Below are 26267 nucleotides of genomic sequence, written 5' to 3' on the forward strand. Positions count from 1 at the left end.
GACAGGTGAGCGACGTCAGGTGAGCGACGTCAGGTGAGCGACGTCAGGTGAGCGACGCCGACCGACCGGCCGTCCGTTTCGGGGCGGTCGGTCGGCCCGGCACCGATGGCAAGCGTTTTCTGCTCGACGTCTTGACGTGTACGCGGCGTGGTGCGTTTCATGGGAGCGCTCCCACGCCCTCACGCCCCTCGTGTCCGCACTACTCACCCCTGGAGTCGCCGTGCGCACAGCAAGACGCGACACACCGAAGTCCCCCTTGGCCCGCCTGCTGACCGGCCTGGCCGCACTCATCGGGCTGGTCGTCGTCGGCGCCCTCTGCCCGGCCGCCGCCGTGGCCCAGGCGCCCGGTGCCGAGTCGCCCGGTGCCCAGGCGGCCGGCCTGCACATCAGTGACGGCCGGCTGCTGGAAGGCAACGGCAACGACTTCGTCATGCGCGGGGTCAACCACGCCCACACCTGGTACCCCGGCGAGACGCAGTCGCTGGCGGACGTGAAGGCGCTGGGCGCGAACAGTGTCCGGGTCGTCCTGTCCGACGGGTACCGCTGGAGCGAGAACGGACCCGATGACGTGGCCGCCGTCATCGACCAGTGCAAGGCCAACCGGCTGATCTGCGTACTGGAGGTGCACGACACCACCGGGTACGGCGAGGACACCGCGGCCGGCACGCTCGACCACGCGGCCGACTACTGGATCGGCCTCAAGGACGTGCTGGCCGGTGAAGAGGACTACGTCGTCGTCAACATCGGCAACGAGCCCTGGGGCAACACCGACCCCGCCGGCTGGACCGAGCCGACCGTCGCGGCCGTCAAGAAGCTGCGCGACGCCGGCCTCCAGCACACGATCATGGTGGACGCGCCCAACTGGGGCCAGGACTGGCAGGGCGTCATGCGGGCCAACGCGCAGTCCGTCTACGACGCCGACCCCGCCGGCAACCTCATCTTCTCGATCCACATGTACAGCGTCTTCGACACCGCCCAGGAGATCACCGACTACCTCAACGCCTTCGTCGACGCGGAACTGCCCATCCTCATCGGCGAGTTCGGCGGCCCCGCCGACCAGTACGGAGACCCGGACGAGGACACCATGATGGCCACCGCCGAGCAGCTCCGCCTCGGCTACCTGGCCTGGTCCTGGAGCGGCAACACCGACCCGATCCTCGACCTGGCGATCGACTTCGACCCCAGCAGGCTCAGCTCCTGGGGCGAACGCATCTTCCACGGAACCAACGGCATCGCCCAGACCTCCGAGGAGGCCACCGTCTTCGGCGACGGCACCCCGGACGACACCCGGGCCCCGACGGCCCCCGGCACCCCGACCGCCTCCGCCGTCACGGACACCTCCGTCACCCTTGGCTGGGCCGCCGCCACCGACGACACCGCGGTCACCGGCTACGACGTCGTCCGGGTGGGCGACGGCACCGAGACCCAGGTCGCCGCGACGACAGCCACCACCGCCACCGTGACGGGCCTGACCGCCGACACCCCGTACACCTTCGCCGTCTACGCCCGTGACGCGGCCGGCAACCGGTCCGCCCGCTCCGCCACCGTCGACGTGACCACCGACGAGGGCGGCGGCACCCCCGGCGGCACCTGCTCCGTCGGCTACCGCGTCGTGGGCGAGTGGCCGGGCGGCTTCCAGGGCGAGATCACCGTGCGCAACACCGGGAGCGTCTCCATCGGCCCGTGGGCGCTCGCCTTCGCCTTCGCGGACGGCCAGACCGTCACGAACATGTGGGGAGGCACCGCCACCCAGAACGCGGGCGCGGTGAGCGTCGCCCCGGCCGCCTACACCGCCACCATCCCGGCCGGCGGCACGGTCACCCTCGGCTTCACCGGCGGGAAGGGCGCCACCAACACCGCCCCCACCGCGTTCAGCCTCAACGGGGCATCCTGCACCACGACGTGAACGCGGTGAGGGACCTCACCACGACACCTCGCGGACGTCGGCCCGGCTCTGCGGCCGCGTCGTCGCGGTGATCTCCGAGCGGTGCCGGCTCGCCGCGAACGTGACCGTCAGCGTCTGCGGCGAGCTCTGCTCCGTACTCACCGTGAATCCCTGGTTCGGCACCGCCGAGATCAGGCACACCCCGCTGCCGCCGAACCGCACGGTCACCTTGCCGCCCTCGGACGGCACCGTGTACACACCGGCCCCGCCCTCCTCGCACCCCGTCTCGCCCCCGCCCGTGGGCTGCGCGGAGGGCGTGGTGCGGGCGCTCGGCGTCGGTGTCGGGGTCGGCTCGGGCGGCTTCGCGCTCGTACGGGACGGCGACGGGCTGGGCTTCCGGCTGGTCGGCGACGGGCTGGGGGAGGGGTGCTCGGTCTTGGTCACGGTGGGGCGGGGGGACGGCGGCAGCTCCTTCGGCGCCGTCTGCGCTACCGGCGCGGTCGGCCGGGTCGAGCCCACCACGAAGTGGATCGTGATGATGACAGCCGTGACACTGGCCGCCGTGCAGGACAGCCAGATGATCAGGTAGCGCAGGAGGCGGGACACGACACCATAGTGACGGACCGGCTAACGTGCCTGCCCATGGCCTCCGTACTTGTCGTCGAGGACGACCCCGTGATCCGGGCCGCGCTGATCGAGGTCCTCACCGGACACGGCTACGCGGTGAAGACCGCACACCAGGGTTTCGAGGCGCTGCGCGACATCACCCAGAGCCCGCCGGACATCGTGGTGCTCGACCTCGGGCTGCCCGACCTCGACGGCCTCGACGTGCTGCGGATGATCCGGGGCATCTCCCGGGTCCCGGTGCTCGTCGCCACCGCCCGCGACGACGACACCGAGATCATCCGGCTGCTCAACGCGGGCGCCGACGACTACATGGTCAAACCGTTCTCCGGCGGCCAGCTCGCGGCCCGCCTCGCCGCCGTGCTGCGCCGCTCCGTGCCCGCCGACCTGCGGGCCACGCGACGGCCCGTTCTCCAGGTCGCCGACCTCCGAATCGACCCCACCGCGCGCACCGCGCATCTCGCCGGCCGGGAACTCCCCCTCACCCGCCGCGAGTTCGACCTGCTCGCCTACCTGGCCGCCAACGCCGACCATGTCATATCGCGACAGCGGATACTCGCCGAGGTGTGGCAGCAGCCCTATGTGGAGGACCAGACGGTGGACGTCCACCTCTCCGCACTTCGCCGCAAAATGGGCGAGAAGGCGCGAAAGCCCCGCTACCTCCACACCGTACGAGGTATCGGTATCAAGCTGGTCAGCTCGCCATGAGACGTGCGCTCGCCGGGATCGCCCTGGCCGTCACCTCGATGGTGGCCCTGTCGTTCCTCATCCCGCTCGCCCTCCTCGTGCGCGAACAGGCCCGGGACCGGGTCACCACCGCCGCCGAGCAGCGTGCCTCGGCCCTCTCCCCGGTGCTCGCCCTCACCACCCGGCGCGCCGACGTGCAGCAGGCCGTCGCGGAGCTCGGCTCCTCCGACCAGCTGGTCGTACGGCTGCCCGACGGCGGCTTCGTCGGGACCCCGCACGCGCCCGAGGAGGCGCTCGACCGGGCCGTACGGGGCCGCGAGACACTCGCCGTCGACACCCCGGACGGCTGGGCCTACCTCCAGCCCGTCGTCCTGCGGGGCGAGAGGGTCGCGGTCGTCGAGGCCTACGTGCCCGCCGCGGACCTCACCCGGGGCGTGACGGCCTCGTGGGGCGTGATGGCGCTGCTCGCGCTGGGCCTCGTGGGCGGCTCGGTGCTGGTCGCCGACCGGCTCGGCGCCCGCGTGGTCCGCTCCTCCCGGGGCCTCAAGCGTGCCTCGCTCGCCCTCGGCTCCGGCGACCTCGACGTACGGGTGGAACCGGACGGCCCGCCCGAGCTCCAGGAGGCCGGCGTGGCGTTCAACACCATGGCCGACCGGGTCGTCGACCTGCTCGCCGTCGAACGCGAACTCGTCGCGGACCTCTCGCACCGGCTGCGCACCCCGCTGACCGCCCTGTATCTGGAGGCCGACCGGATGGGCGCGACACCGAGCGCCCGGCGGGTCACGGAAGCGGCCGGCCAGCTCGAGAACGAGCTCGACTCGATCATCGCGGCGGCGCGTACGCCCCTGGCGTCGGTACAGCTCGGCGGGGCCGGGGCGGGCACGGGAAAGCCGTGCGACGTCGCCGAGGTGGTCGCCATGCGCCTGGACTTCTGGTCGGTCCTCGCCACCCAGCAGGAGCGGCCGTGCGAGCGCTACCTCACGCCGCGTCCGACGCCCGTGGCCTTCCCCGAGGACGACCTCGCGGCCGTCGTCGACGCCCTGATCGGCAACGTCTTCCGGCACACCCCGCAGGGCACGGCCTTCGCCGTCCGCGTCGAGCGGCAGGACCGGTACGTCCACCTCACCGTCGACGACGCCGGACCCGGCGTGGCGGACCCCGAGGCGGCGCTCACCCGGGGCGTCAGCGTCGGCGGCTCCACCGGGCTCGGCCTGGACATCGTGGCCCGGGCGGCCCGCACGGCGGACGGCGAGCTGACGATCGGCCGCGCGCCGCTGGGAGGCGCGCGGGTGCGGGTGTCGTTCGCGCTGGCCGACGCCGCCCGGGGGGCGCAGCGGTGACGGGCGTCAGCGGCCCGCGCCGAAGTCCTGGGTCCACCAGGGACCGCCGTCGCCGAAGTGGACGCCGACGCCCAGCTCCTTGAAGGAGCAGTTGAGTATGTTCGCGCGGTGGCCCTCGCTGTTCATCCACGAGTCCATCACCGAGGCGGCGTCCGCCTGGCCCCGGGCTATGTTCTCACCCAGCGTCGACCACTGATAACCGGCGGCCTCCACCCGGCCCGCCATGGTGGAGCCGTCGGGGCCCGTGTGGGACATCACACCGCTGCTCGCCATGACATCGCTGTAGTCGTCCGCGGCCCGGGTCAGCCGGTCGTTCGCGGTGACCGGCGAGCAGCCCGCCGCGGCCCGCTCCTCGTTCACCAGCGCGAGGACCTGCGCCTCGGCCCCGCCGGACCCACCAGAGCCCGAACCCGAACCCGAGCCCGACCCGGTGTCCGATCCCGAGTCGCCGCCCCCGCCCGCCGGACGGTCGCTGCCGCTCTTCGCGGTCGCCTTCACGGGAGCGCTCGACGCGGGCGCGGGCGCCTTCGGGGCGCTGGTGGTGGGGCGCGCCGTCTTCTTCGGCTTCTTCGTCGGCTCGGCGCTCCTGCTCGGCGAGCCGCTCGCCGACGTGCTGGGACTCGCCGACGCGGACGTCAGCGGTGACGCACCGCCCGCCGCGTCCTCGGCGTTCGGCGTCAGGTCCGCGGAGTTCGCGGTGACCCGGTCCGAGGCGCCGCCGTCGTCACCGTCGGCGACGGCCAGCGTGATCCCGACGCCCGCCGTCACGGTGACGGCGCCGAGCACCAGCGCGGTACCGCGGCTCCTGAGCCCGCTGCGGGGGCGGGCGTGGGAGCGGGACGGGCGAGCGGCTCGGCGGGAACCCATACGCAGGACACCTCGGCTTGTCGGTCGGCTGACGGAAGCCCCCGTACCCGGTGGACGCGACCGCGCCCACCGGGACTGTGGGGGGTGTCCGAGAGCCTAGGACGCCTTCGGCGTTGAAACGGCCGTTCGAAGGTCGTCTTCAGAAAGCCTTAAAAGAGCCGCCAAAGTCCGCTGAGGTGAGGAGCCGGTCGCGGGGTAGGGGGAAGGGACACCGAAGGAGGAGTGCCATGACCACGTACGTCATCTCGGTGCCGGGAACATTCACCGGCGCCGTACCGGACGTCACCAGGGACGAGCTGGCCCGGGCGCTGCGCCCCGCGGACTCGCACCGCACCCACCTGGGAGACGAGGAGGACCTCGACGCCCTCTCGGTCAACGAGGACGGCACCTTCACCATCCGGCTCACCGTCGAGGCGGACACCGCCAAGCATGCGGAGAGCCACGCCCAGGAGGTCGCGGACTCCGCACTGCGCACCGCGGGCCTGGACCGCGACCGCGCGCCGCTCGGACCGTCGGTGGTCACCGGGATCGACTCCGACGTGTGAAACCGGCCGGAAGAGCCGGGCCGTGAGTGGCCCGGCTCACATGGCGTACAGGAGGTGGCACCGACACCATGGTCTCGTCACCCGGCAGGCTGAAGGGATCAAGAATGTTCCGCAAGGTGCTGGTCGCCAACCGCGGTGAGATCGCGATCCGTGCGTTTCGGGCGGGCTACGAGCTCGGCGCGCGCACCGTCGCCGTCTTCCCGCACGAGGACCGCAACTCGCTGCACCGGCTGAAGGCCGACGAGGCCTACGAGATCGGAGAGCCGGGGCATCCGGTGCGCGCGTATCTCTCCGTGGAGGAGATCGTCCGCGCGGCCCGCCGGGCGGGAGCCGACGCCGTCTACCCGGGTTACGGATTCCTGTCCGAGAACCCCGAACTTTCCCGTGCCTGCGCAGAGGCCGGCATCACCTTCGTCGGACCCAGCGCCCAGATCCTCGAACTGACCGGCAACAAGGCCCGGGCCGTGGCCGCCGCCCGCGAGGCGGGCGTGCCGGTCCTCGGCTCCAGCGCGCCCTCCACCGACGTGGACGAACTCGTCCGCGCCGCGGACGACGTCGGCTTCCCCGTCTTCGTCAAGGCGGTCGCGGGCGGCGGCGGGCGCGGCATGCGCCGCGTCGAGGAACCCGCCCAGCTGCGCGAGGCCATCGAGGCCGCGTCCCGGGAGGCCGCCTCCGCCTTCGGCGACTCGACGGTCTTCCTGGAGAAGGCCGTCGTCGAGCCCCGCCACATCGAGGTGCAGATCCTCGCCGACGGGCAGGGCAACGTCATCCACCTCTTCGAGCGCGACTGTTCGGTGCAGCGCCGCCACCAGAAGGTCATCGAACTCGCCCCCGCGCCCAACCTCGACCCGGCCCTGCGGGAGCGGATCTGCGCCGACGCCGTGAACTTCGCCCGGCAGATCGGCTACCGCAACGCCGGCACCGTGGAGTTCCTCGTCGACCGCGAGGGCAACCACGTCTTCATCGAGATGAACCCCCGCATCCAGGTCGAGCACACGGTGACCGAGGAGGTCACCGACGTCGACCTCGTCCAGGCCCAGCTGCGCATCGCCGCCGGCGAGACGCTGGCCGACCTCGGCCTCGCCCAGGAGAACATCACCCTGCGCGGCGCCGCGCTGCAGTGCCGTATCACCACCGAGGACCCGGCCAACGGCTTCCGGCCCGACACCGGGCAGATCAGCGCCTACCGCTCGCCCGGCGGCTCCGGCATCCGCCTGGACGGCGGCACCACGCACGCCGGTACGGAGATCAGCGCGCACTTCGACTCGATGCTGGTCAAACTCTCCTGCCGGGGGCGCGACTTCACCACCGCCGTGAACCGGGCCCGGCGCGCGGTCGCCGAGTTCCGCATCCGCGGCGTCGCCACCAACATCCCCTTCCTCCAGGCGGTGCTCGACGACCCGGACTTCCAGGCCGGCCGGGTCACGACCTCGTTCATCGAGCAGCGCCCGCACCTGCTCACCGCCCGTCACTCCGCCGACCGCGGCACCAAGCTGCTGACCTACCTCGCCGACGTCACCGTGAACAAGCCGCACGGCGAGCGCCCCGAACTCGTCGACCCGCTGACCAAGCTGCCGCCGGTGCCCGCCGGTGAACCCCCGGCCGGCTCCCGGCAGCGGCTCGCGGAGCTGGGCCCCGAGGGCTTCGCCCGGTGGCTGCGAGCCTCGCCCACCATCGGCGTCACCGACACCACGTTCCGCGACGCCCACCAGTCGCTGCTGGCCACCCGGGTGCGCACCAAGGACATGCTCGCCGTCGCCCCGCAGGTCGCGCACACCCTGCCCGAGCTGCTGTCCCTGGAGTGCTGGGGCGGCGCCACCTACGACGTCGCCCTGCGCTTCCTCGCCGAGGACCCGTGGGAGCGGCTGGCCGCGCTGCGCGAGGCCGTGCCCAACATCTGCCTCCAGATGCTGCTGCGCGGGCGCAACACCGTGGGCTACACCCCGTATCCGACCGAGGTGACCGACGCCTTCGTGCAGGAGGCCGCGGCCACCGGCATCGACGTCTTCCGCATCTTCGACGCCCTCAACGACGTCGAGCAGATGCGGCCCGCCATCGAGGCCGTACGCCAGACCGGCACCTCCGTCGCCGAGGTCGCGCTGTGCTACACCGCCGACCTGTCCGACCCGTCCGAGCGGCTCTACACGCTCGACTACTACCTCCGGCTCGCCGAGCAGATCGTGAACGCCGGCGCGCACGTGCTGGCCGTCAAGGACATGGCCGGCCTGCTGCGGGCCCCGGCCGCCGCGACGCTGGTCTCCGCGCTGCGCCGCGAGTTCGACCTGCCGGTGCACCTGCACACCCACGACACCACGGGCGGCCAGCTCGCCACCTACCTCGCCGCCGTCCAGGCCGGCGCGGACGCCGTCGACGGAGCGGTGGCGTCCATGGCCGGGACCACCTCGCAGCCGTCGCTGTCGGCGATCGTGGCCGCCACCGACCACACCGAGCGGCCCACCGGCCTCGACCTCCAGGCCGTCGGCGACCTCGAGCCGTACTGGGAGAGCGTCCGCAAGGTGTACGCCCCCTTCGAGGCGGGCCTGGCCTCCCCGACCGGCCGCGTCTACCACCACGAGATCCCCGGCGGCCAGCTCTCCAACCTGCGCACCCAGGCCGTCGCGCTCGGCCTCGGCGACCGCTTCGAGGACATCGAGGCGATGTACGCCGCCGCCGACCGGATGCTGGGCCGCCTGGTGAAGGTCACCCCGTCCTCCAAGGTGGTCGGCGACCTCGCCCTGCACCTGGTGGGTGCTGGAGTCCTGCCGGCGGACTTCGAGGCCGAGCCCGACCGGTTCGACATCCCCGACTCCGTCGTCGGCTTCCTGCGCGGCGAACTGGGCACCCCGCCCGGCGGCTGGCCCGAGCCCTTCCGCAGCAAGGCGCTGCGCGGCCGCGCCGGTGCCAAGCCCCTGCCGGAACTGTCCGCGGACGACCGCACCGGTCTCGACAAGGACCGCAGGGCGACGCTCAACCGGCTGCTGTTCCCGGGGCCGGCGCGCGAGTTCGACACCCACCGAGCCTCGTTCGGCGACACCAGCGTCCTCGACAGCAAGGACTACTTCTACGGGCTGCGCCCCGGCAAGGAGTACACGGTCGACCTCGACCCCGGCGTCCGGCTGCTCATCGAGTTGCAGGCGGTCGGCGACGCCGACGAGCGCGGCATGCGCACCGTGATGTCCTCCCTGAACGGCCAGCTCCGCCCCATCCAGGTCCGCGACCGGTCGGCCGCCTCCGACGTCCCGGTGACGGAGAAGGCCGACCGGGCGAACCCCGGCCATGTCGCGGCGCCGTTCGCCGGCGTGGTGACCCTCGCCGTCGCCGAGGGCGACGCGGTGGAGGCCGGTGCCACCGTGGCGACCATCGAGGCGATGAAGATGGAGGCCTCGATCACCGCACCGAAGTCCGGCACGGTGTCCCGGCTCGCCATCAACCGCATCCAGCAGGTCGAGGGCGGCGACCTCCTCGTGCAACTCGCCTGACCCGCCGGTGAACCCGCGCGCCCGGGGTGACCCCCGGACGCGCGGGTTCCCGTCCACTAGCCGCCGGTCACGGGAACTGGACGACCTTGGACGGCACGGTGTCCGTCCCCGACGTGGCCGCGCCGGTGTCGTTGACGACGTGGCGGTACTGACCCATGCCGCCGAGCGAGATCACCTGGAGGTTGCGCATCCTGACGCCCGGCTTGACCGGCACCTGGAACCCGTGGTGCTGGACGATGCTCGGGTCGGTGGTGAAGTTGCAGTAGCTTCCCAGCGCCACCGCGTCGTGCACGTTCACCGAGTCGGCGACCTTGTAGGCCGCGTAGCCGACGATGCCGTCGTGGGTGATGGCGGCCTCGTTCGGGGCGTCGTACGCCTTCTCGTTCTGGAAGAAGATGGTCCGGCCGCGCTCACCGCTCCAGTACACGTCGTACTTGTTGAAGTGCTCGACGAACAGACCCGTCGCCAGGACGTCGTCACCGTTGACCCGCAGACCGTAGTCCGCGCGGTTGGTCTCCCAGCCGACGCCTTCGCCGTGGTCGGCCCGCCAGATCCAGGTGTGGTCGATGACGACGTCGTCGCTCTCGACCACGACGGAGTCGGTGGCCTTGCCCGGTCCCGCGCCGCCGACGCGGATGAACACGTCCTGCATGGTGGTGGGGTTGGCCGAGTGGTCGGCGTTCCCGCCCGGCGTCCCGATCCGCAACAGCGTGTCGGAGTTCACCGGACCGGCGTCGATCAGGAAGCCCGCGAGCCGCACGCCGTCGACGTCGGCCACGTGCATGGCGTCCACACCGCCGTCCGGGATGATCGTGGCCAGCCCGAGTCCCAGCACGACGGTGTTGGCGCGGTCGACCTCGATGGTCTGGTCGATGTGGTAAACACCCGGCGTGAACAGCAGGTTGAGGCCCTGGTCGAGGGCGGCGTTGATGGTCGCGGCCGTGGCGCCGGGCTTGACGACGTAGAACTGGCTGAGCGGCAGGGACGTGCCCCCGGCGTTGGCGGGCCAGGAGACGCCGCGGGCGTTGGTGCGCTTGGCGGGCACGCGCACCTTGTACTCGTTCCCGTCGAGATAGAGGAAGGGCTTCTCGCGGGAGACGGGCGTGGTGTCCAGCGTCGTGTACGGACCGGTCTCGAAGTTGCTCGCCGGCGCGCCCTCGACACCCGTGAACGTCATGTTCCAGACGCCGTTGGTCCAGCCGCCGACCGAGCTGTCCCGGGTGTACCACTGCTGCTGGGAGTAGGGGCCGACCGTGCCGTCGATCTTCGAGTCGGCGATGTAGCCGCCGGAGGCCCAGCCGTAGCCGTTGGGAGCGAGGTTGAGGCCGCCCTTGACGTGGATGCGCCGGAACGGGGCGGCCTGGGCGACGGCCCAGCGGTCGGTGCCGTTGGACGGCGTGATGGCGAGGTTCTCGGCCGAACGCCAGAAGTTCTGCGTCGCGTTGCCGTTGAACCAGCCGGCGTCCACGGTGATGTCACCGTTGATCTGCGTGTCGTCCGGGTTGAGCCCGAGACCGGAGATGGAGGTGTAGAAGCCGAGTTGGGCGTTGATGCCGTTGTAGGTGCCCGGCTTCAGCAGGAACTGGTAGCGCCCGCTGCCGAACTGGTTCGATTCCTGCTGGGCGAAGACCTGGTCGAACTTCTGCTGGAGGTTCGGCGTGGAGGGGTCCACGACGATGACGTTCGGCCCGAGGTCGCCGCCGCCCTCGACCGGGGGAGTGCCGGTCGTGCCGGTGTGCACCGCGACCTCCCACAGCGAGTAGCCGTAGCCGGTGGCGCGGGCCGTGCCGTGGACGCGGACGTAGCGGCCCGAGCCGCTGACGTCGTAGGAGGCCTTGCCCCCGGTGGCGCCCGCGACGCTCTTCAGCGTCTGCCAGTTCTGCCCGTCCGAGGAGGCCTCGATCCGGAAGTCCTTGGCGTAGGCGGCCTCCCAGTCGAGGTCCACCTTGCACAGGTCGCGTACGGCGCCGAGGTCGACCCGCACCCACTGCGGGTCGGAGGCCTGACTCGACCAGCGGGTGCCGGTGTCACCGTCGAAGGCCGCGGCGGCCGGTGTCCCGGCGTTCTCCACGGACGAGGCGGAGGCGGGCTTGCCCCGGGCGGCGTTGGCGGTGTCGCACGAGCCGCCGGGTGTGGTGCCGCCGGTGGTGCCGAAGACCTGGAACTCCCACAGGGAGTAGCCCCAGGGGGTGGCCCGGTGCACCCCCTGCATCCGGACGTACCGGGCCTGGCCCGAGACGTCCAGCGTGTCGGTGCCGCCGTCGCCGCCGGTGACCGTCTTCGCGTCGGACCAGGTGCTCCCGTCCTGGGAGAGCTGGATCTTGTAGTCCTTGCCGTAGGCGGCCTCCCAGTCGAGTTCGACCCGGGTGACGGAGGCCGTGGCGCCGAGGTCGACCTGGAGCCACTGGTCGTCGCTCGCGGCCGACGACCAGCGGGTGTTCGTGTCGCCGTCGACGGCGTTGGCGGCGGGCGTTCCGGCGTTCTCGGCCGACGACGACGCCGCCGTCCGGCCCTGGGAGAGGGGAGTGTCGGCCGCGGTGGCCGTCATGGGAGTGGGCAGGGTGACGAGCGCCGCCGTGGCGACGAGCGCGACACCCAAGGATCTGAGTCTCATACGTGGGCTTTCTGCGGGTGCGGACAGGGGAGCACCCGGCCTGCCTGGCCGGGCACCGGTGCCGGACGTGCGCGCAGGAGACGAACAGGCCTGCGCGGCAGCTTAGTTCAAGGTGTGATTTAAGTGGTGAGGCATCGATCGGGCAAGAGTTCGGGCAAGACTTCCGACGGGACTTTGCGGGGGAGGGGAGCCGGACGGCGGCCGAAGACTCCCGCCCGTGCCGCCGCCACCGCGCCGCCTGCTGGTCCCTGACGGAGGACCAGGTCGCCGGGTCAACCCCCACCCCCTGCGCCGTATGGGCGCTGATGTGGGTGTCTGGCGCGACTGACCCGGCGTGGTCCGGCGCCGGGGAGCACGGGATTGTCAGTGTCGTGCTGAAGAATGCGGGCAAGCGAGATCAACACCGGCCGGACCGGGTAGGCGGTCTCGAGTCACCGACCTGGAAAGGCCACAGCCGATGCCGCCCACCGTCGTCCGCCCGCAGACCGCCGACCGCCGTGTGACCGGGCGCCGCGCCGACTCCGCCACGCCTCTGCCCACCGGCGACCCGTCCGCCGTCGTCCGCCGGCCACCCCGCCCGGGCACCCCGCTCGGCGCGGGCGAGGCCGAAATCCTGCGGATCGTCGCCGACGCGCGTACCCCCGTCTTCGTCACCGTGCGCGAGGGCGGCCGGCGCAGATACAGCTACTGGCGGCCGCTGGACTCCGCCACCGGCAGAGGAGGCTGCTACGTCGCGCTGCCCACCGCCCAGTGCGACCTGCTGCACGCCGCCGGCCGGATCACGCTGGGCGAACCCCTCGCCGATCCGGCCCGGACGACCTACCGCGTCCGCGCCGCCCGCACCCCGGCGGCACCCGTACGCCCGGAGGCGGAGCGGGCGCGCGCCGCGTGAGAGGGGACCGAGCGGCCGGACGAAGTGCGGCCGGCCCGGGAGCGGTGCCGGCGCCGGTGGAAGGACGGGAGTGCCGGTGAAACCCGAGCGCGAGGACGCGGCGAAGAAACACGACGACTCCGAGGCGGCCCGGGCCGGAGCTGCGGCCGGCGCCGCGGCCGGGGAGCCGCCCGAGGGCGATCTCCTCGACGGCCTGCGGATCGACGAGCGCAGACCCGAGAAGCCGATCCTCCTCAACGCCGAGGGGGCGCCCATCGACACGTGGCGGGAGAACCACCCCTACGACCGCAAGGTGCGCAGGGCCGACTACGAGCGGCAGAAACGGGTCCTGCAGATCGAGTTGCTCAAGATGCAGCGCTGGGTCAAGGAGTCCGGGCAGCGGGTCGTCGTCCTGTGCGAGGGCCGCGACGCGGCCGGCAAGGGCGGCACCATCCAGCGGTTCACCGAACGCCTCAACCCCCGCGGCGCCCGCGTGGTCGCACTGGACAAGCCGACCGAACGGGAGGCGGGACAGTGGTACTTCCAGCGCTACGTGGCCCACCTGCCCGCCCGCGGCGAGATCGTCTTCTTCGACCGCTCCTGGTACAACCGGGCGGGCGTCGAGCGCGTGATGGGATTCTGCACCGAGCCCGAATACCGCTCGTTCCTCCAGCAGGCACCGGCCTTCGAGCGGCTGCTGACCGACGACGGCATCCTGCTGGTGAAGTTCTGGTTCTCCGTCTCCCGGGCCGAGCAGCGGACCCGTTTCGCGATCCGCCGGGTCGACCCGGTGCGCCGCTGGAAGCTGTCGCCGACGGACCTCGCCTCGCTGGATCTCTGGGACGACTACACCGCGGCCAAGGTCGACATGTTCCGCGCCACCGACACACCGCACGCGCCCTGGACGGTGGTCAAGAACAACGACAAACGCCGCGGCCGCCTCGAGGCCATGCGCAGCCTGCTGGACCGCTGCGACTACCCGGCCAAGGACCACCGGGCCGTGGGCAGTCCCGATCCGCTGATCGTGGGCGCCGCCGACACCCTGCTCGAGGCCGACGAGGAACCCGTCGACCTCTCGCCGACACCGCTGGCCGGACAGGGCGGCGGCCCCGGGACCCACCCGGACGAGTCGCCCTGAGACCGCCGGTCCGGGCGCCCGCGTAGGCGCGCCGACGGGGCCCCGCCCGGATCAGTGCCTCAGCGGCGCACGCAGCGCGGGATCCGACGCCGCCCGCCACACCGCGGGCAGCTCCCGTTGGCGGGCGTCGGCCCCGGCCCGTTCCCGGCCGTGCAGCAGTCCCCACGTGAACGCGGACTCCCCCGCCCCGTGGGCGGCCACCGCCAGCCCCCGCAGTGTGTCCTGGGCGACCACGGCGTCCTGGTGCTCGCCGAGCAACTGCTGCACCGCCTTGGCACGCTTGCCGAGCCGGGCGACGGGCTTGCCCAGCGCGGGACGCGCGACCTCCGCCGCGTAGCGGAGCTTCTTGGCCGCCTTGCGCGTCTCGTGCAGTGCCGTCTCCCGCGACCGGCCCGCAGGCCGCGCGAGCGCGTGCTCCATGCGCCCGGCGAGACGGTCGTACTCCTTGAGCACCGCCCGGGCCATCGTCCGGGCCGGCTTCCCCGCGGCCTTGGGACGCAGGGGCGGCCGCCCGACCAGGGAGTCCAGCGCGTCCAGGAGACGCAGATAGCGGGGCGTGTCCAGGGCCTCCCGCGTCCGGGACCGCACGTCGCCGCCCCGGGAGACGTCCCACACCCGCAGCCGGGCGGCGACCGGGCCCAGCACCAGATCGTCGGGCAGCTCGTCCAGCGCGGTCCCGATGCGCTCCCGCAGCACCTCCTGGTCGCGCGCCACCCCCAGCTCGCCCGCCAGCCACTGGAGTTCCGCCCGCACCGGATCGGTGACCCGCCGGTCCAGCACCGACCGGTACGAGCGCAGACAACTGCGCAGCCGACGGCACGTGACACGCATCTGATGCACCCCGTCGGGCAGGTCACGGCGGACCGCCGGATCCAACGCCACCAGGATCCCGACCTGCTCGCGCAGGTACGCGAGCACGTACGAGCCCGGGGACCCGGGGACCACCCCCGCGGGCCGTGACCGCTCGGCCGCCGATCCGGTGTCCCGCAGGGCCCGCGCGAGCTTGGACGGGCTGTCGGCGCGGACGATCCCCTTCTTGCGGAGCCTCTTCTCGACCAGGTCCAGCAGCCCGGCGTGGACGCCGTCGGCGAGTTCGACCTCCAGCTCACCCCACTCGGCACGGCCGCCGCCGACCGCCGTCGACTCCGCCCGCACCTCGTCGAGGCTGAGCTCGGCGAGCACCCCGCCCTCGGCGTCCCGCAGCTGACGCACGGCCCGGGTGGACCGGATCCGTACGACCGGACGCAGCTCGGCGCCCCGCGTGCGCGACAGGACCAGCTCGCGCAGCGCCTCGGGCACCTCGTCCGACAGCGGCGCCCCCACCTCCTCCCGGGTGTCCCCGGCGAGCGGCAGCTTCAGGTGCCAGCCCGCGTCCGGACCGCCCGTACGGCGGCGCAACGTGGCCGAGGCCCCGGCGAGCCGCAGATCCGCGGTGTCGTGGTACACCGCGTCCAGCTCCACGGGCCCGGCCGCGGTGACCGAGGCGACGGGCCCGACGCCGGTGAGGTCCGGCAGCCCGGCGACGCCGCCGGCGGGCGGCTCGTACTTTCGCTCTGTCTCGCGCTTCGACTGGGTCATGTTGTGTCCTTCGACCCGATCCGCCGGATCAAACCCCTTTTCCGCGTGCCACCGTCGCGGGCGTCTAACCGCCGGCGACGACCCAGGGCCGCGGATCGGTGTAGTACCCGTCGAGGATCACTTCGAAGTGCAGGTGGGGGCCGGTGGACAGGCCGGTGGAGCCGACCCGTCCGATCGGCGTGCCGGCCTCCACGGTCTGTCCCACGGCCGCCCCCAGGGAGGACAGGTGACTGTAGGTCGTCTGTACCCCCTTGCCCTGGATGGTTCCGTGGTCGATCACGATGCGGTTGCCGTACGCGCTGGTGAGCGCCGCGAACACGACGCGGCCCTTGCGCGCCGCCACGACCTGCGCGCCCTGGGGCGCGGCGAAGTCCACACCGGTGTGCAGCTTGGTCACACCGGTCAGCGGGTGCTCGCGCGACCCGAAGGGCGAGGTGATGGTGAGCGGGCTCACCGGCGCGGTCAAAAGGGTGCCGGCCGCCCCGCCCGCGCCGCCGCCGGAGTCGTCCCGGTCGAGTGCCTCGTAGCGCGGGATCAGTGCCTGGACCTCGGCGAGGTACGTCTTCGCCTCCGCGGGAACCCGGCCCGCCTTCGTCACGGCGTCCTCTCCCGCGGCGTACGCGGCGAGGGTCAGCTCCACGAGGTCGCCGTTGACCCTGCCCTCGGTGCGCAGTTCGGTCACCTTCCCGGCCAGGGAGCAGTCCCGCCGGCCGAGCGCCATGATCGCGTCCGCGGGATCGCGGGGCGAGGAGTGCCCGTTGCCGTCGTCGTCCTTGCCCCAGTTCCGCCACTCGCCGTCGGTGAATCCGGCGATGCCCTTCTGGCCCGAGAGCGCGTCCGTGTCGTCGCTCCAGCCCGAGAGCTGGTCGATCTGGGCGGCGAGCACGGACGGCTCGAGAACGGTGCAGGCCGAGGCCGCCTCGCGCAGCCAGGGGACGTACGAGGGGTCGATGTCGACCGAGGCGGACGGGTTGGCCTCGGAGTCGTCGGGCCAGGGGTTCGGCAGCCCGCCCAGCGCGAGGAAGGCGGCCACGCCGGTGACCGTCACCAGTGCGGGCAGCACCAGCAGGGTGACGGGGCCCGGCCCCCGCCGCTTTCGCTTCCGGGGCTGTTCCGGTTGCTCCGGCCGCTCGTCCGCCTCGTCGGCCGGCTCCGCCACGCTCACTTGTTCGTCGTTCACCTGGGCGCTCGCCGGGACGTGTTGCTCACGAAGGGACGGTATCGCCGCCCTTGGCGGGCGTCAGGAGTCCCCGAGGCACAAGGAGCTGCCCGAACGGGCAGCGGGGGCGGCGCCCGGCGGCCCCGACGGGGCGCGTACGGACGACCTGTCCCGATCCGCGCCGTCCGCGGGTCTGGCAGGCGGCCGCTTACTCCGATAGCTTGCTGGTGCGGCCCCGCGTTCTCCCCCGTACGCGGGGCCGCACCAGTGCGCGAGCCGGGTCCGGCCCACTCAGAGGGCCAGTACGGCCCGCAGCGCCGGTTGCAGCCGGTCCCCGTGGGCGCGGACCATGTCGTCGCACAACTGCCAGATCTCCTCGACCCGCAGGGTCGCCGCCGTCGCCGGGTCGGCCATCGCGGCGTGCCTGATGTGCCGCGGGTCGTCCTCCGTCGCCGCCCGCACCACCAGGTCGGTGGTGCTGAGATAGGCCCGGTTGAGGGCGGCCAGCTGCGGGGGCAGCGCGCCGACGCGGGTGGGCTGGATGCCCGAGGAGTCGACCAGGCACGGCACTTCGACGGTGCCGCGGGCGGGGAGGTTCTCGATCAGACCGTGGTTGGGCACGTTGCCGTAGACCGTGCGGGGCGTGCCGGTGACGATGCTGTGGATGATCTGCGGCGCGTACTCCATGGTGCCCTCGACGGTGAGGGGCGCGCCGCAGGCCAGCGCGTCGCGGGTGCGCTCGTACTCGGCCACGTTCTCGTCCACGATGCCCAGGTAGGCGCCGACGGGCAGCCGCAGCCGGTCGATCTCGCTGTCGTGGTGCAGGTACCAGGGGACGTACTCGGAGGAGTGCTCGCTGGTCTCCGTCGGGTAGTGCCCCAGGCGCCGGTACATGTCCATGCGGACCCGGCGGCGCAGCTGCGCGTCCTCGGCGATCAGGGCGTCGAGGCGTGGGTGGAGGTCCTCGCCCCGGTGCTCCAGGCGCAGCACCCACGCCTGGTGGTTGACGCCCGCGGCCCGGTAGGTGACCTCCTCGTAGGGGACCTTGAGCAACTCGCACAGGCCCTGGACCGTCCAGTAGACGGAGTGGCACAGTCCCACCACCCGCGTCAGACCGGTCGCCTCGGCGAGGTACTGGACGTTCATCGCCATCGGGTTGGTGTAGTTGAGCAGCCAGGCGTCCGGGCACACCTCGGCGATGTCCTGCCCGAGTGCCTTGAGCAGCGGGAAGGTGCGCAGCGCGCGGAAGATGCCGCCGACGCCGAGGGTGTCGCCGATGGTCTGGCGCAGCCCGTACCGGGCCGGCACCTCGAAGTCGGTGCGGGTCGCCTCGCCCATGCCGACCTGCACGATGTTGATGACGAAGTCGGCGCCGACGAGGGCCTCACGGCGGTCGGCGTGCGCGGTGACGCGCGGGCGGGCGCCGCGTTCGGCGGCGATGTACTCGGCGGCCGCCTGCGCGGTGGCCAGGCGCTCGGCGTCGATGTCGTGCAGCGCGATGTGCGCGGACTTCAGCTCGTCGAACGCGAAGAGGTCGGCGAGCAGCCCCTGGGTGAAGACGACGCTGCCGGCTCCGACAAAGGTGATCTTGGGCGCGGTCGGGTGGGCGGTGCTCATGCGGGGTTCTTTCCGTTGCGGGTGACCTGGGCGAACGCTTCGTCCCAGGTGGGCTGGGCGGCGGTGCCGCCGTGGGCGCGGGTGGACAGGGCGCCGCACACGGCGGCGAGTTCGAGGGCCTCGGCGAGAGCGGCGGTCAGCCCTTGAGCCCGCTCGAGGTGATCGACTGGATGAAGGTCTTCTGCGCGCCGAGGAAGGCGAGCAGCACCGGAAGCACGGTGATGACGTTGCCGGCCATCACCGCGGCCCACTGGGTGTGGTGCTGCCCCTGGAACGTGGTCAGACCCAGCTGCAGCGTGTACTGCGTGTCGTGGTTGATGGCGATCAGCGGCCAGGTCAGATCGTTCCACGTGGTCAGGAAGGTGAGCACCGCCACCGTGCTCAGCGCCGGCCGGGACAGCGGCAGCACGATGCGCCACAGCACCCGCAGCCGTGAACAGCCGTCGATCCAGGCGGCCTCCTCCAGCTCACGGGGCAGCGAGAGGAAGAACTGCCGCAGCAGGAACACCGCGAACGGCGTGACCAGCGACGGCACGATCAGCGCGCCCAGGGTGTCGATGAGGCCGAGCTTCTTCATCACCAGGAACGTCGGGATCATGGTCAGCTGGAACGGCACCGCCATGGTGGCCAGCATCAGCCCCATCAGCACCCGCGAGCCCGCGAACCGCATCCGGGCGAAGGCGTACCCGGCCAGCGACCCGAAGACGAGGTTCGCGCTGACCGTGACGGCGGAGACGATCAGCGAGTTGACGAACCAGCGGGGGAACATCGCGTTGCCCAGCACGTACCGGTAGCCGCCGAGGTCGATCCCCGACGGCCACAGGGCCGGCGGGAACCGGTTGATCTCCGCGTTGCTCATCACCGAGCTGAGCACCAGCCAGACCAGCGGCACGGCGAACACGAGGGCCAGCGGCGCGAGCAGCAGGTGCCAGGGACTGAACGGGAGCCGCGGGCGGCGCCGTTCGCCGGCGGCGGGCGCCTTCACGAGGGCGTCGGCGGTGCCGGCGGTGCCCGGCGGGGTGGAGGTCGCCGTCATGATCGGGCCCCTTCGAGACGGTGGCGTCCCCGACGCCGGACGATGCGGACGGCCCCCGCGACCAGAGCGAGGGCGACGGCCAGGACGTACGCGGCCGAGGCCCCGTATCCGGCGGTGGCGTCCTTGAAGGCCTTCTCCCAGATGAAGTAGACGATCACCGTGGTCGAACCGAGCGGGCCGCCCTTGGTGGTGACGTAGACGAGGTCGAAGACCTGGAGGGACTGGATGGCCTGCCACAGCACGAGGAAGACGGTGACCGGCGTGAGCGTGGGCAGGGTGACGTGGCGCAGCAGGTGCCGGCGGCCGGCGCCGTCGAGCCGGGCCGCCTCGATCAGGGACTGCGGCACGTCCTGGAGGGCGGCGAGGTAGACGACGACGCAGAAACCGGTGCCGCTCCACAGGGTGATCGCCACCAGGACCAGCAGCGCCTGGGATGGATCGGACAGGAAGCCCTGCGAGGAGACGCCGAGGTGGTGCAGCACCGAGTTGGCGGCGCCGAACTCCGGGTCCAGGATGAAGGAGAACAGCACGCCCTGCGCCGTCGCCGACAGCACGAACGGCACGAAGATCAGGGTGCGGTAGAGGCCGACCAGGCGGATGCGCCGGTTCAGCACCAGGGCGAGGGCCAGGCCGAACAGCAGGCTCAACGGCACGTACAGGACCGTGTAGAGCAGCGTGTTGCGGACCGCCTGACTGAAGTTGGGGTCCTGGGCGAGGGCGCGGTAGTTGTCCAGGCCGACCCAGCGGCTGGGCGTCACGAGGTCACTGGCCTGGAAGGACAGCAGCAGCGACCAGATGACCGGGACGATGCTCAGACCGAGGACGATCAGGACCGCCGGTGAGACGAACGCCCAGGCGGCGGTGGTCTCGCGCCGGCGCTTGCGGCGAAGTGGCCGTGGGTCCGGCGGCGGACCCTCGACGGTGATGGGGCGGGGGAGGCGCGGCATGGCGGTGTGGCTCCTCAACGCGGTATGAGCAGGGCGGCGTTGGCGTCGTCGGCGCAGGCACGCAACGCCTTCTCGGGAGTACTGCGCCCCAGGAGCACGGCGACGATCGCCTGCCCCAGCGCCTGCGAGACCTCCGGGTACGCCGCGTGGACGGGGCGCACGCGCGCCGTCTCCAGCGCGGTGGTGAACACGTTCAGGCCCTCGGTGCGGGCTACCTTGTCCTGCCACTCGGGCAGCGCCTCGGTGCGGCGGCTGAGCGGGAGGCTGCCGGCCTCGATGTCCCAGCGCACGTCCTGTTCGGGCCGGGCCAGCCAGCTCAGGAAGGTACGGGCGGCCTCGGACCGTGCCTCGCCGTTGTCGAAGACGGTCCAGGTGTCGGGCCCCGAGATGGTGACCGGGCGTCCGCTGAAGGAGGGCAGCGCGGTGACGTGGTAGTCGACTCCGGCGGTCTCGATGTCGGGCAGCTGCCACGGACCGGTGACCACCATGCCCATCCGGCCGGACTGGAACACCTGGTACATCTGCTCGCTGCCGGGCTTGGGATCGACGTAGACGCTCTTGTCCCGGGCCAGGCCGGCCACCACCTCAAGCGCCCGGGCGCCGGTGTCGGCGAAGCCGATGCCCTTGCCGCTGTCGTCGACGACGTCGCCGCCCAGGTCCCAGATCAGCGGCCACAGGCGCCACACGGTGTCCTCGTCGCCGGTGCCCGGCCAGCCCGTGCCGAACCGGCCCCGGCCGGACTCGGTGAGCGTGCGCGCGCAGGAGACGAAGTCCTCCCAGGTCCAGCCGGCCTTCGGCAGCGGCAGACCGGCCTCGCGGAACAGCTTCTTGTTGCAGACGACGGCGAGCGAGTCGAGCACCGCGGGGGCGGCCCTGACCCGGTCGTTGAGCGTGACGGCGTCGCGGGCCGCGGCCCAGTAGTTCTTCCACGGAACGGGACCGTCGGCGACCAGGTCGGTGAGGTCGACGACCTGCGGGCTGCGGGCCACCCGCGCCAGGTCCGACCCGAAGATGTACGCGATGTCGGGGTAGGAGCCGGCGGCGAGGGCCGCCGTCACCTTCTGCAGCATCACGTCCGACAGCACTCCGCCGCCCAGTTTCACCCTGATCTTCGGGTGGGCCCGCTCGAAGTCGGCGACGAGACCTTCCAGGACCTTCTTCGCCGTGTCCGCCTGGCCGTGCCACATCTCGACGGTGACCGTGCCGTCGGGCCCGACGCCGTCATCGGTGCCGGCCCCGCAGCCGGTCACCGCGGTGCCCGCGACGGCCGCGAGCGCGGCACCCCCGCCGGCCCGCAGCACACCCCTGCGTGAGGGAGCCGCGGCACGTCGGACCGCATTCATCTGTACCTCCAAGGACTGGACTGGCCGTCGGGTGTCAGCAGGTCTCACGGACGTAGCCGCTGCTGCCCTTCGGGGACACGTCCAGGTCGCGCCGGACGACGCTCAGCGTGTCGCCGAACCCCGAGCACGCCTTCGACAGGCCCTTGGCGGTGTACTCGATGACGATCACGTTGTCGCCGAACTCGGCCGTGTAGTCACCGCACTCGTCCCACTCGCCGCACTCCTCGGCGACCGCGAAGTCCAGACCGTTCTCCTCGCGGTTCGCGGCCAGCTCGACGGTGTTCTTCTGGCCGATGGCCAGCCCGTCGGAGTGCGCGCGCTCGGCCAGCAGCTTGATCAGGCCCTGGGCGTCGGCGGCGTCCAGCAGATCGCCCGCACGGGTGTAGCTGTCGTAGTTGTCCGGTTCGACGGCCTGGAAGCCCTTGTCCGCGCAGCCGTCGATCCACGTGCCGACCTTCTCGGCGATGCGCTCGCGCTTGTCGGCGGTGCGGATGTCGAGGAAGGCCTCGCCCCAGTCGGTGTCGTACACGACGTCACCGTTCGCGTCGCGCAGCAGCAGGTCGTCGTCCCAGTCGTCCTCCGCTCCGGGCTGCGCCTGGAAGGCGTTGACGTAGCAGATGTTGTACAGGCCCGCCGCGGGGGAGGCCGTGTGGTCGCGGCTGATCACCCGCACTCCGGCGGGCGGGGTGTAGGCGCCGCCGATCTGGTAGTCGAAGTCCGCGTGGGCCGGGGGCGGGGCCGGGGTGGCCGCCTCGGCCGGGGTGCTGCCCGGGACGAGCGCGGCGGCGGTGACGAGGACGGCGGTGGCACATACGCCGGCCAGCACCGGCTTTTTGGGGGTGTGCACCTGGATACGGCTCATGGTTCGAGCTCCGGGGGGTGGTGGGCACGTCCCCGCCTCGGACGCGCGTGGCGGTCCTGGCGACTCAGTCCGGGCTCCTGGCGCGAAGCCAGCTACCGGCTGGGCGTACCTCTGCCGCCGATCACACGACATCGGCGTTGATCGGGAGTAAATCGACCGGATCCAGCCCCTGTCAAGAGTTCGAAACAAGGCAACTGGTGCACGAACATGATTGAAGAGAGCTTGTTCGACGCAGAAACAATCATGATGCGCCGCGTGTGGCGTGCCCGGGAACGACGGGAGCGAGCCGGGCGGGAGCCGTGATCACCGGGCGGCCGCGGGGCTGGTAGCGTCGCGTGGTCGCGGCGGGCGGCGCGAGAGAGGTGTCGGTGCGTGGGAGAGCGGCAGGACCGTGAGTGGGTGGCGATGACACCCGGCGACTTCGACCGTGACGCCCCGCTGGTCCTCAACGTGGGCACCGGGCCCGCCACCGTCCCCGCCGAGCCCGACGAGTACGGCACCGCCCCCCTGTTCGGGGAGGCGGCGCCCGCCCCGAGCGCCACGCGCCGGAAGGGGCGGGGACGGCCCTCACCCGCTCAGGAGCGGCTGTTCTGACCGTCCCCGCCGGGATCAGGGAGCGGGCACCTCGTCCACGAAACCGGTACCGGCGTCGCGGTACCCGGCGACCTTCGCGGCGACCTCGGCCGGGGTGAGCACCTGGTCCTTGACGTGCAGGACGTAGTCGACCTGCTGGTCGTAGGCGCGCGGCGTCGTCGACGTCTGGCCGTTCAGGTCGATCAGCCACTGGTTGAAGTTGATCGACATCGGCCGCTCGGGCAGGTACTGCGCGTCATGCGTGCCGAACGGCTGCCCGTCCACGTAGTACGTGATGGCGCCGCCGTCGATGGTCACCACCAGGTCGTGCCAGCCCGCGTAGCTCCGCCGCTGCTCGGAGTGCTGGTTGACGGCCTGCCAGGGGTCGGGGTTGTAGGTCTCCCAGGAGGTCGTGTACAGGATGTTCGACGGCTCGCCCCACCCTCCGTTCGGCAGGTACTCGAAGTCGTACTCGGCGTAGTCGTCGGCCATCGGGGCCTTGAGGTCGTTGATGGTGAAGAAGGTCTGCACCAGGTGGTCCCCGTCGGGTCCCGACTTGGGGGCGTCGGAGAACTTGACGCGAGCCGCGTACGTGCCGTCCTTGAACTTCATGGACTTGGTCAGGACCTCGGTCTGCGTGGTGGACGCGCCGGTGCCGGCCGTGGAGGTCTCCAGGTTCATCACCGAGTTGCCGCCGGCGGAGACGAAGGTGACCTTCGACGGGTCCCAGGTGGCGCCGGGGACGCCGGGCCCGCCGGAGTTGGAGCGCACGCTCCACCCGTGGGCGGAGATCGCGGGGTCGGTGTGCGAGGTGTAGTCGAAGTCGTCGAACAGGGTCTGCCCGCCGCCGGGCGGGTCCGTCGGGTCGGTCGGGTCCGTGGGGTCGTTGCCCTCGGGAGCCGCTCCCCAGACAGTGGCGCCGGCGAGCTGCGCGGTGACCTTGTCCCAGTTCGCGTACGACGTCTGCGCGCCGTTGAAGGAGTAGTCGTCGCTCTGCCGGAGCGTCTGCCAGGTGCTCTGGTAGAAGCGCAACTGCATGTCACCGGTGTCCGCGCCGGGCGCCAGGGTGCCGGCCGCCGACGTGAAGCCGATCTCCAGGTAGCGGTCGGCCGTCGCGGTGGGGTTGCCCAGGGTGCCGAACGTGCCGGTGATGCCGGCACAGCCGCGTACCGCCCAGGAGCAGGCGAAGCGGTAGGAGGCGGTCGGCGAGTCCGCCTTGAAGTAGTAGCGGATCTTCACCTGGCTCAGCTGCACGGTGGACGAGCCGGTGTTGCGGACCTTGAGCCAGGGCTCCGTCTGGTCCGCGGTGGCTCCGCTCGCGCTGGTGCGGTACTGGACGGTGAGGCCGTCGGCCGCGGGGGCGGCCTGGGCGGGGAGGGCGGTCAGGGCGCCGCCGCCCAAAGCGACGGCCACGGCGAGCGCCAGGCGGGCGCGGCCTGCGGTGGGTCGGTTTCTCATACGGGATCCTTTCGGCACGGCTCCTGCGTGCGCGGGAGCTTCGGTGGGTGGGCGTGCGGGACGCCCAGGGCGTCGAGGCGGGCCCGGTGGCCGGCCAGCCGGGCGGTGAAGTCCCGCCAGCCCGACGTTCCGTCCCAGACCCGGTCGGCGAGGGCGCACAGCCTCGGGAAGGTGAGGTACTCGATGTGCTCGGGGGTGCGCACGAACTCCGTCCACAACTGGCCCTGGGCACCCAGCACCCGGGACGCCGACTCCGGCGTCGGCGGCGCGAGGTCCACGTCGTGGACGGCGCGCAGGTCGACGATCTCGCCGGGCTGGGCCTGCGGTTCCTCGGGGCCGGGGCCGCGCGCGTAGTCGAAGTAGGTCGCGCGGTGGTCGGTGTGGACGACCTGGTGCCCGCGCAGTGCCGCCGCGCGGGCGTGTGCCGGTTCGCGCCAGCTCATCACCGTGCACTCCAGGGGGAGGGTGACGCCGCTCTCGGCCCAGACGACCGGCCGGCGGCCCGCCCGCACGAGATGCCCGGCCAGGCGGGCGATGAACCAGGAGTGCAGCGCGCGGGGCCCGGTCAGCCCCTCACGGGTGGCGCGGTCGCGCGCCGCCGGGCTCAGCTCCCACTCCGTGGTGGGGACCTCGTCGCCGCCGAGGTGGACGTACGGCGAGGGGAAGACGTCCATCACCTCGTCCAGGACGGTGCGGAAGAAGTCCAGGACGTGCTCGCCGGTGCCCAGGACGTTCTCGCACACGCCCCAGTGCGTCCACACGTCCAGGCGGCGCGTGGGATCGGTGCCCAGTTCGGGGTGGGCGGCCAGGGCGGCGCGGACATGCCCGGGAACACCGGTCTCCGGCAGCACGCTGACCCCGCGCTCGGCCGCGTAGGCGACCAGGTCCCGCAGTTCCGCCCGGGTGTAGGAGCCGGTGTGCGGCACGCCGTCGAACCGGTCGCCGCCCGCGGGGCCCACCATCGACTCCGCGCGCCGGCCACCGACCTCGGTGAGCCGCGGGTGTGCGGCCACGGGCATCCGCCAGCCCTGGTCGTCGGTGAGATGGAGGTGGAAGACGTTCAGCTTGTGCAGCGCCAGCAGGTCGACGTAGCGCCGCAGGTAGGACACCGGCTGGAAGTGCCGGGCCACGTCGAGCATGGAACCGCGCCAGGCGTGACGGGGGACGTCGGTGATCTCCACGGCGGGCAGGTCCCACGGCACGCCGCGCACCGGCCGCTCCGACAGGGCGTCGTAGGGCAGGAGCTGCCGCACCGTCTGCACGCCGCGCAGGAGGCCAGCCGGCCGGGCGGCGCGCAGCAGGACTCCCTGGGGGCTCACGGTCAGGCCGTACCCCTCGTCGCCGAGGCCGGTCAGGGCGGGGTCGAGGGCGAGCACGAAGGCGCCGTCGGCAGCGGAGTCCAGCCGCAGTCCGGTGGCCGGGGCGAGGAGGGTGCGCAGCAGGGCCGCGGCCGGACCCGCCCCCGGGGTGACCCGCAGCCGGGTCGTGCCGTCGAGACGGAAACGCCCGGAACGGGTGGAGAGGCGGCGGGGGCGGGGGACGAGGGCCAGTTCGGGGCGTGGCAGGTCCACGGGACGGCTCCGGTGGTCGGCGGTGCACGACGGCGGGGGAGAAGCGCGGCGGGGGGAGAAGCGCGGTGCGGGT

Annotated in this window: 22 protein-coding genes; 9 read left to right on the forward strand and 13 right to left on the reverse strand. The window is 72.4% G+C overall.

What is annotated here, in order from left to right:
• Positions 1-29: 29 nt before the first annotated feature.
• Complete coding sequence (locus ACGH7X_RS37330; protein WP_399894442.1) at positions 30-161, reverse strand: hypothetical protein; 132 nt, start codon at positions 159-161, stop codon at positions 30-32.
• Positions 162-220: 59 nt separating this feature from the next.
• Here ACGH7X_RS37330 and ACGH7X_RS37335 point away from each other — a divergent pair, with 59 nt between their 5' ends.
• The gene (locus ACGH7X_RS37335; protein WP_399894444.1) at positions 221-1906 is read left to right on the forward strand and encodes a cellulase family glycosylhydrolase; all 1686 of its coding nucleotides are present in this window, start codon (positions 221-223) and stop codon (positions 1904-1906) included.
• Positions 1907-1921: 15 nt separating this feature from the next.
• Here the strand turns inward: ACGH7X_RS37335 and ACGH7X_RS37340 are convergent, their stop codons facing one another.
• Positions 1922-2047 (reverse strand): hypothetical protein, encoded by a 126-nt coding sequence (locus ACGH7X_RS37340; protein ID WP_399894447.1) that lies wholly within the window; start codon positions 2045-2047, stop codon positions 1922-1924.
• Position 2048: 1 nt separating this feature from the next.
• On the opposite strand from ACGH7X_RS37340, the gene ACGH7X_RS37345 reads away from it, so the two are divergent.
• Genes ACGH7X_RS37345 through ACGH7X_RS37355 form a run of 3 tightly spaced genes read left to right on the forward strand, consistent with a single transcriptional unit; the run spans position 2049 to position 4536 of the window.
• The gene (locus ACGH7X_RS37345; RefSeq protein WP_399894449.1) at positions 2049-2474 is read left to right on the forward strand and encodes a hypothetical protein; all 426 of its coding nucleotides are present in this window, start codon (positions 2049-2051) and stop codon (positions 2472-2474) included.
• 53 nt (positions 2475-2527) lie between these two features.
• Complete coding sequence (locus tag ACGH7X_RS37350) at positions 2528-3217, forward strand: response regulator transcription factor (protein ID WP_399894452.1); 690 nt, start codon at positions 2528-2530, stop codon at positions 3215-3217.
• Positions 3214-4536: an ATP-binding protein gene (locus tag ACGH7X_RS37355; protein ID WP_399894455.1), complete on the forward strand. Its 1323-nt coding sequence runs from the start codon at positions 3214-3216 to the stop codon at positions 4534-4536. Before ACGH7X_RS37350 ends, ACGH7X_RS37355 begins: the two co-directional genes overlap by 4 nt.
• Before the next feature lie 6 nt (positions 4537-4542).
• Here ACGH7X_RS37355 and ACGH7X_RS37360 read toward each other — a convergent pair whose 3' ends face one another.
• Complete coding sequence (locus ACGH7X_RS37360; protein ID WP_399894457.1) at positions 4543-5403, reverse strand: CAP domain-containing protein; 861 nt, start codon at positions 5401-5403, stop codon at positions 4543-4545.
• Between the two features lie 227 nt (positions 5404-5630).
• On the opposite strand from ACGH7X_RS37360, the gene ACGH7X_RS37365 reads away from it, so the two are divergent.
• Complete coding sequence (locus ACGH7X_RS37365; RefSeq protein ID WP_399894460.1) at positions 5631-5948, forward strand: hypothetical protein; 318 nt, start codon at positions 5631-5633, stop codon at positions 5946-5948.
• A 104-nt stretch (positions 5949-6052) separates the two neighbouring features.
• Positions 6053-9427 (forward strand): pyruvate carboxylase, encoded by a 3375-nt coding sequence (locus ACGH7X_RS37370; RefSeq protein WP_399894463.1) that lies wholly within the window; start codon positions 6053-6055, stop codon positions 9425-9427.
• Positions 9428-9494: 67 nt separating this feature from the next.
• Here the strand turns inward: ACGH7X_RS37370 and ACGH7X_RS37375 are convergent, their stop codons facing one another.
• Positions 9495-12041 (reverse strand): discoidin domain-containing protein, encoded by a 2547-nt coding sequence (locus tag ACGH7X_RS37375; RefSeq protein ID WP_399894466.1) that lies wholly within the window; start codon positions 12039-12041, stop codon positions 9495-9497.
• 457 nt (positions 12042-12498) lie between these two features.
• Between ACGH7X_RS37375 and ACGH7X_RS37380 the strand changes: the two genes are divergently transcribed.
• Both ACGH7X_RS37380 and ppk2 read left to right on the forward strand, forming a co-directional pair.
• On the forward strand, positions 12499-12933 hold the full coding sequence (locus tag ACGH7X_RS37380; protein ID WP_399894468.1) for a hypothetical protein: 435 nt from the start codon (positions 12499-12501) through the stop codon (positions 12931-12933).
• 76 nt (positions 12934-13009) lie between these two features.
• Positions 13010-14050, forward strand: a complete 1041-nt coding sequence (ppk2, locus tag ACGH7X_RS37385) for a polyphosphate kinase 2 (protein ID WP_399894471.1) — start codon at positions 13010-13012, stop codon at positions 14048-14050.
• Positions 14051-14101: 51 nt separating this feature from the next.
• On the opposite strand, the gene ACGH7X_RS37390 is transcribed toward ppk2, so the two are convergent.
• The 7 genes from ACGH7X_RS37390 to ACGH7X_RS37420 all read right to left on the reverse strand — a co-directional run bounded on the left by ACGH7X_RS37390 (position 14102) and on the right by ACGH7X_RS37420 (position 22592).
• Positions 14102-15628 (reverse strand): CHAD domain-containing protein, encoded by a 1527-nt coding sequence (locus ACGH7X_RS37390; RefSeq protein WP_399894474.1) that lies wholly within the window; start codon positions 15626-15628, stop codon positions 14102-14104.
• A gap of 64 nt (positions 15629-15692) precedes the next feature.
• Positions 15693-16808 (reverse strand): M23 family metallopeptidase, encoded by a 1116-nt coding sequence (locus ACGH7X_RS37395; protein WP_399894476.1) that lies wholly within the window; start codon positions 16806-16808, stop codon positions 15693-15695.
• Positions 16809-17078: 270 nt separating this feature from the next.
• Positions 17079-18404, reverse strand: a complete 1326-nt coding sequence (locus tag ACGH7X_RS37400) for an alpha-glucosidase/alpha-galactosidase (protein WP_399894479.1) — start codon at positions 18402-18404, stop codon at positions 17079-17081.
• Positions 18405-18540: 136 nt separating this feature from the next.
• Positions 18541-19440 carry a carbohydrate ABC transporter permease gene (locus ACGH7X_RS37405; RefSeq protein ID WP_399894482.1) on the reverse strand — a complete coding sequence of 300 codons (900 nt, stop codon included), beginning with the start codon at positions 19438-19440 and terminating at the stop codon, positions 18541-18543.
• Positions 19437-20387, reverse strand: coding sequence for a carbohydrate ABC transporter permease (locus ACGH7X_RS37410; RefSeq protein WP_399894485.1), 951 nt, complete (start codon positions 20385-20387; stop codon positions 19437-19439). Before ACGH7X_RS37410 ends, ACGH7X_RS37405 begins: the two co-directional genes overlap by 4 nt.
• A 14-nt stretch (positions 20388-20401) precedes the next feature.
• Positions 20402-21730: an ABC transporter substrate-binding protein gene (locus ACGH7X_RS37415; protein WP_399894488.1), complete on the reverse strand. Its 1329-nt coding sequence runs from the start codon at positions 21728-21730 to the stop codon at positions 20402-20404.
• Between the two features lie 34 nt (positions 21731-21764).
• Positions 21765-22592, reverse strand: a complete 828-nt coding sequence (locus tag ACGH7X_RS37420) for an endo alpha-1,4 polygalactosaminidase (RefSeq protein WP_399894491.1) — start codon at positions 22590-22592, stop codon at positions 21765-21767.
• A gap of 372 nt (positions 22593-22964) precedes the next feature.
• On the opposite strand from ACGH7X_RS37420, the gene ACGH7X_RS37425 reads away from it, so the two are divergent.
• Complete coding sequence (locus ACGH7X_RS37425) at positions 22965-23186, forward strand: hypothetical protein (RefSeq protein WP_399894494.1); 222 nt, start codon at positions 22965-22967, stop codon at positions 23184-23186.
• 15 nt (positions 23187-23201) lie between these two features.
• On the opposite strand, the gene ACGH7X_RS37430 is transcribed toward ACGH7X_RS37425, so the two are convergent.
• Positions 23202-24623 carry a cellulose binding domain-containing protein gene (locus tag ACGH7X_RS37430; RefSeq protein WP_399894497.1) on the reverse strand — a complete coding sequence of 474 codons (1422 nt, stop codon included), beginning with the start codon at positions 24621-24623 and terminating at the stop codon, positions 23202-23204.
• Complete coding sequence (locus ACGH7X_RS37435) at positions 24620-26194, reverse strand: beta-N-acetylhexosaminidase (protein WP_399894500.1); 1575 nt, start codon at positions 26192-26194, stop codon at positions 24620-24622. The genes ACGH7X_RS37430 and ACGH7X_RS37435 overlap by 4 nt, the downstream gene beginning before the upstream one ends.
• Between the last annotated feature and the right edge of the window lie 73 nt (positions 26195-26267).

This window comes from Streptomyces sp. BBFR51 (genome assembly GCF_044591655.1).
Classification (GTDB): Bacteria; Actinomycetota; Actinomycetes; order Streptomycetales; family Streptomycetaceae; genus Streptomyces.

Coding starts and splice junctions, on each gene's coding strand:
- ACGH7X_RS37420 (WP_399894491.1), bottom strand. CDS start 22,592: ATGAGCCGTATCCAGGTGCACACCCCCAAAAAGCCGGTGCTGGCCGGC.
- ACGH7X_RS37430 (WP_399894497.1), bottom strand. CDS start 24,623: ATGAGAAACCGACCCACCGCAGGCCGCGCCCGCCTGGCGCTCGCCGTG.
- ACGH7X_RS37350 (WP_399894452.1), top strand. CDS start 2,528: ATGGCCTCCGTACTTGTCGTCGAGGACGACCCCGTGATCCGGGCCGCG.
- ACGH7X_RS37365 (WP_399894460.1), top strand. CDS start 5,631: ATGACCACGTACGTCATCTCGGTGCCGGGAACATTCACCGGCGCCGTA.
- ACGH7X_RS37355 (WP_399894455.1), top strand. CDS start 3,214: ATGAGACGTGCGCTCGCCGGGATCGCCCTGGCCGTCACCTCGATGGTG.
- ACGH7X_RS37370 (WP_399894463.1), top strand. CDS start 6,053: ATGTTCCGCAAGGTGCTGGTCGCCAACCGCGGTGAGATCGCGATCCGT.
- ACGH7X_RS37330 (WP_399894442.1), bottom strand. CDS start 161: ATGAAACGCACCACGCCGCGTACACGTCAAGACGTCGAGCAGAAAACG.
- ACGH7X_RS37380 (WP_399894468.1), top strand. CDS start 12,499: ATGCCGCCCACCGTCGTCCGCCCGCAGACCGCCGACCGCCGTGTGACC.
- ACGH7X_RS37400 (WP_399894479.1), bottom strand. CDS start 18,404: ATGAGCACCGCCCACCCGACCGCGCCCAAGATCACCTTTGTCGGAGCC.
- ACGH7X_RS37405 (WP_399894482.1), bottom strand. CDS start 19,440: ATGACGGCGACCTCCACCCCGCCGGGCACCGCCGGCACCGCCGACGCC.
- ACGH7X_RS37375 (WP_399894466.1), bottom strand. CDS start 12,041: ATGAGACTCAGATCCTTGGGTGTCGCGCTCGTCGCCACGGCGGCGCTC.
- ACGH7X_RS37410 (WP_399894485.1), bottom strand. CDS start 20,387: ATGCCGCGCCTCCCCCGCCCCATCACCGTCGAGGGTCCGCCGCCGGAC.
- ACGH7X_RS37415 (WP_399894488.1), bottom strand. CDS start 21,730: ATGAATGCGGTCCGACGTGCCGCGGCTCCCTCACGCAGGGGTGTGCTG.
- ACGH7X_RS37360 (WP_399894457.1), bottom strand. CDS start 5,403: ATGGGTTCCCGCCGAGCCGCTCGCCCGTCCCGCTCCCACGCCCGCCCC.
- ACGH7X_RS37390 (WP_399894474.1), bottom strand. CDS start 15,628: ATGACCCAGTCGAAGCGCGAGACAGAGCGAAAGTACGAGCCGCCCGCC.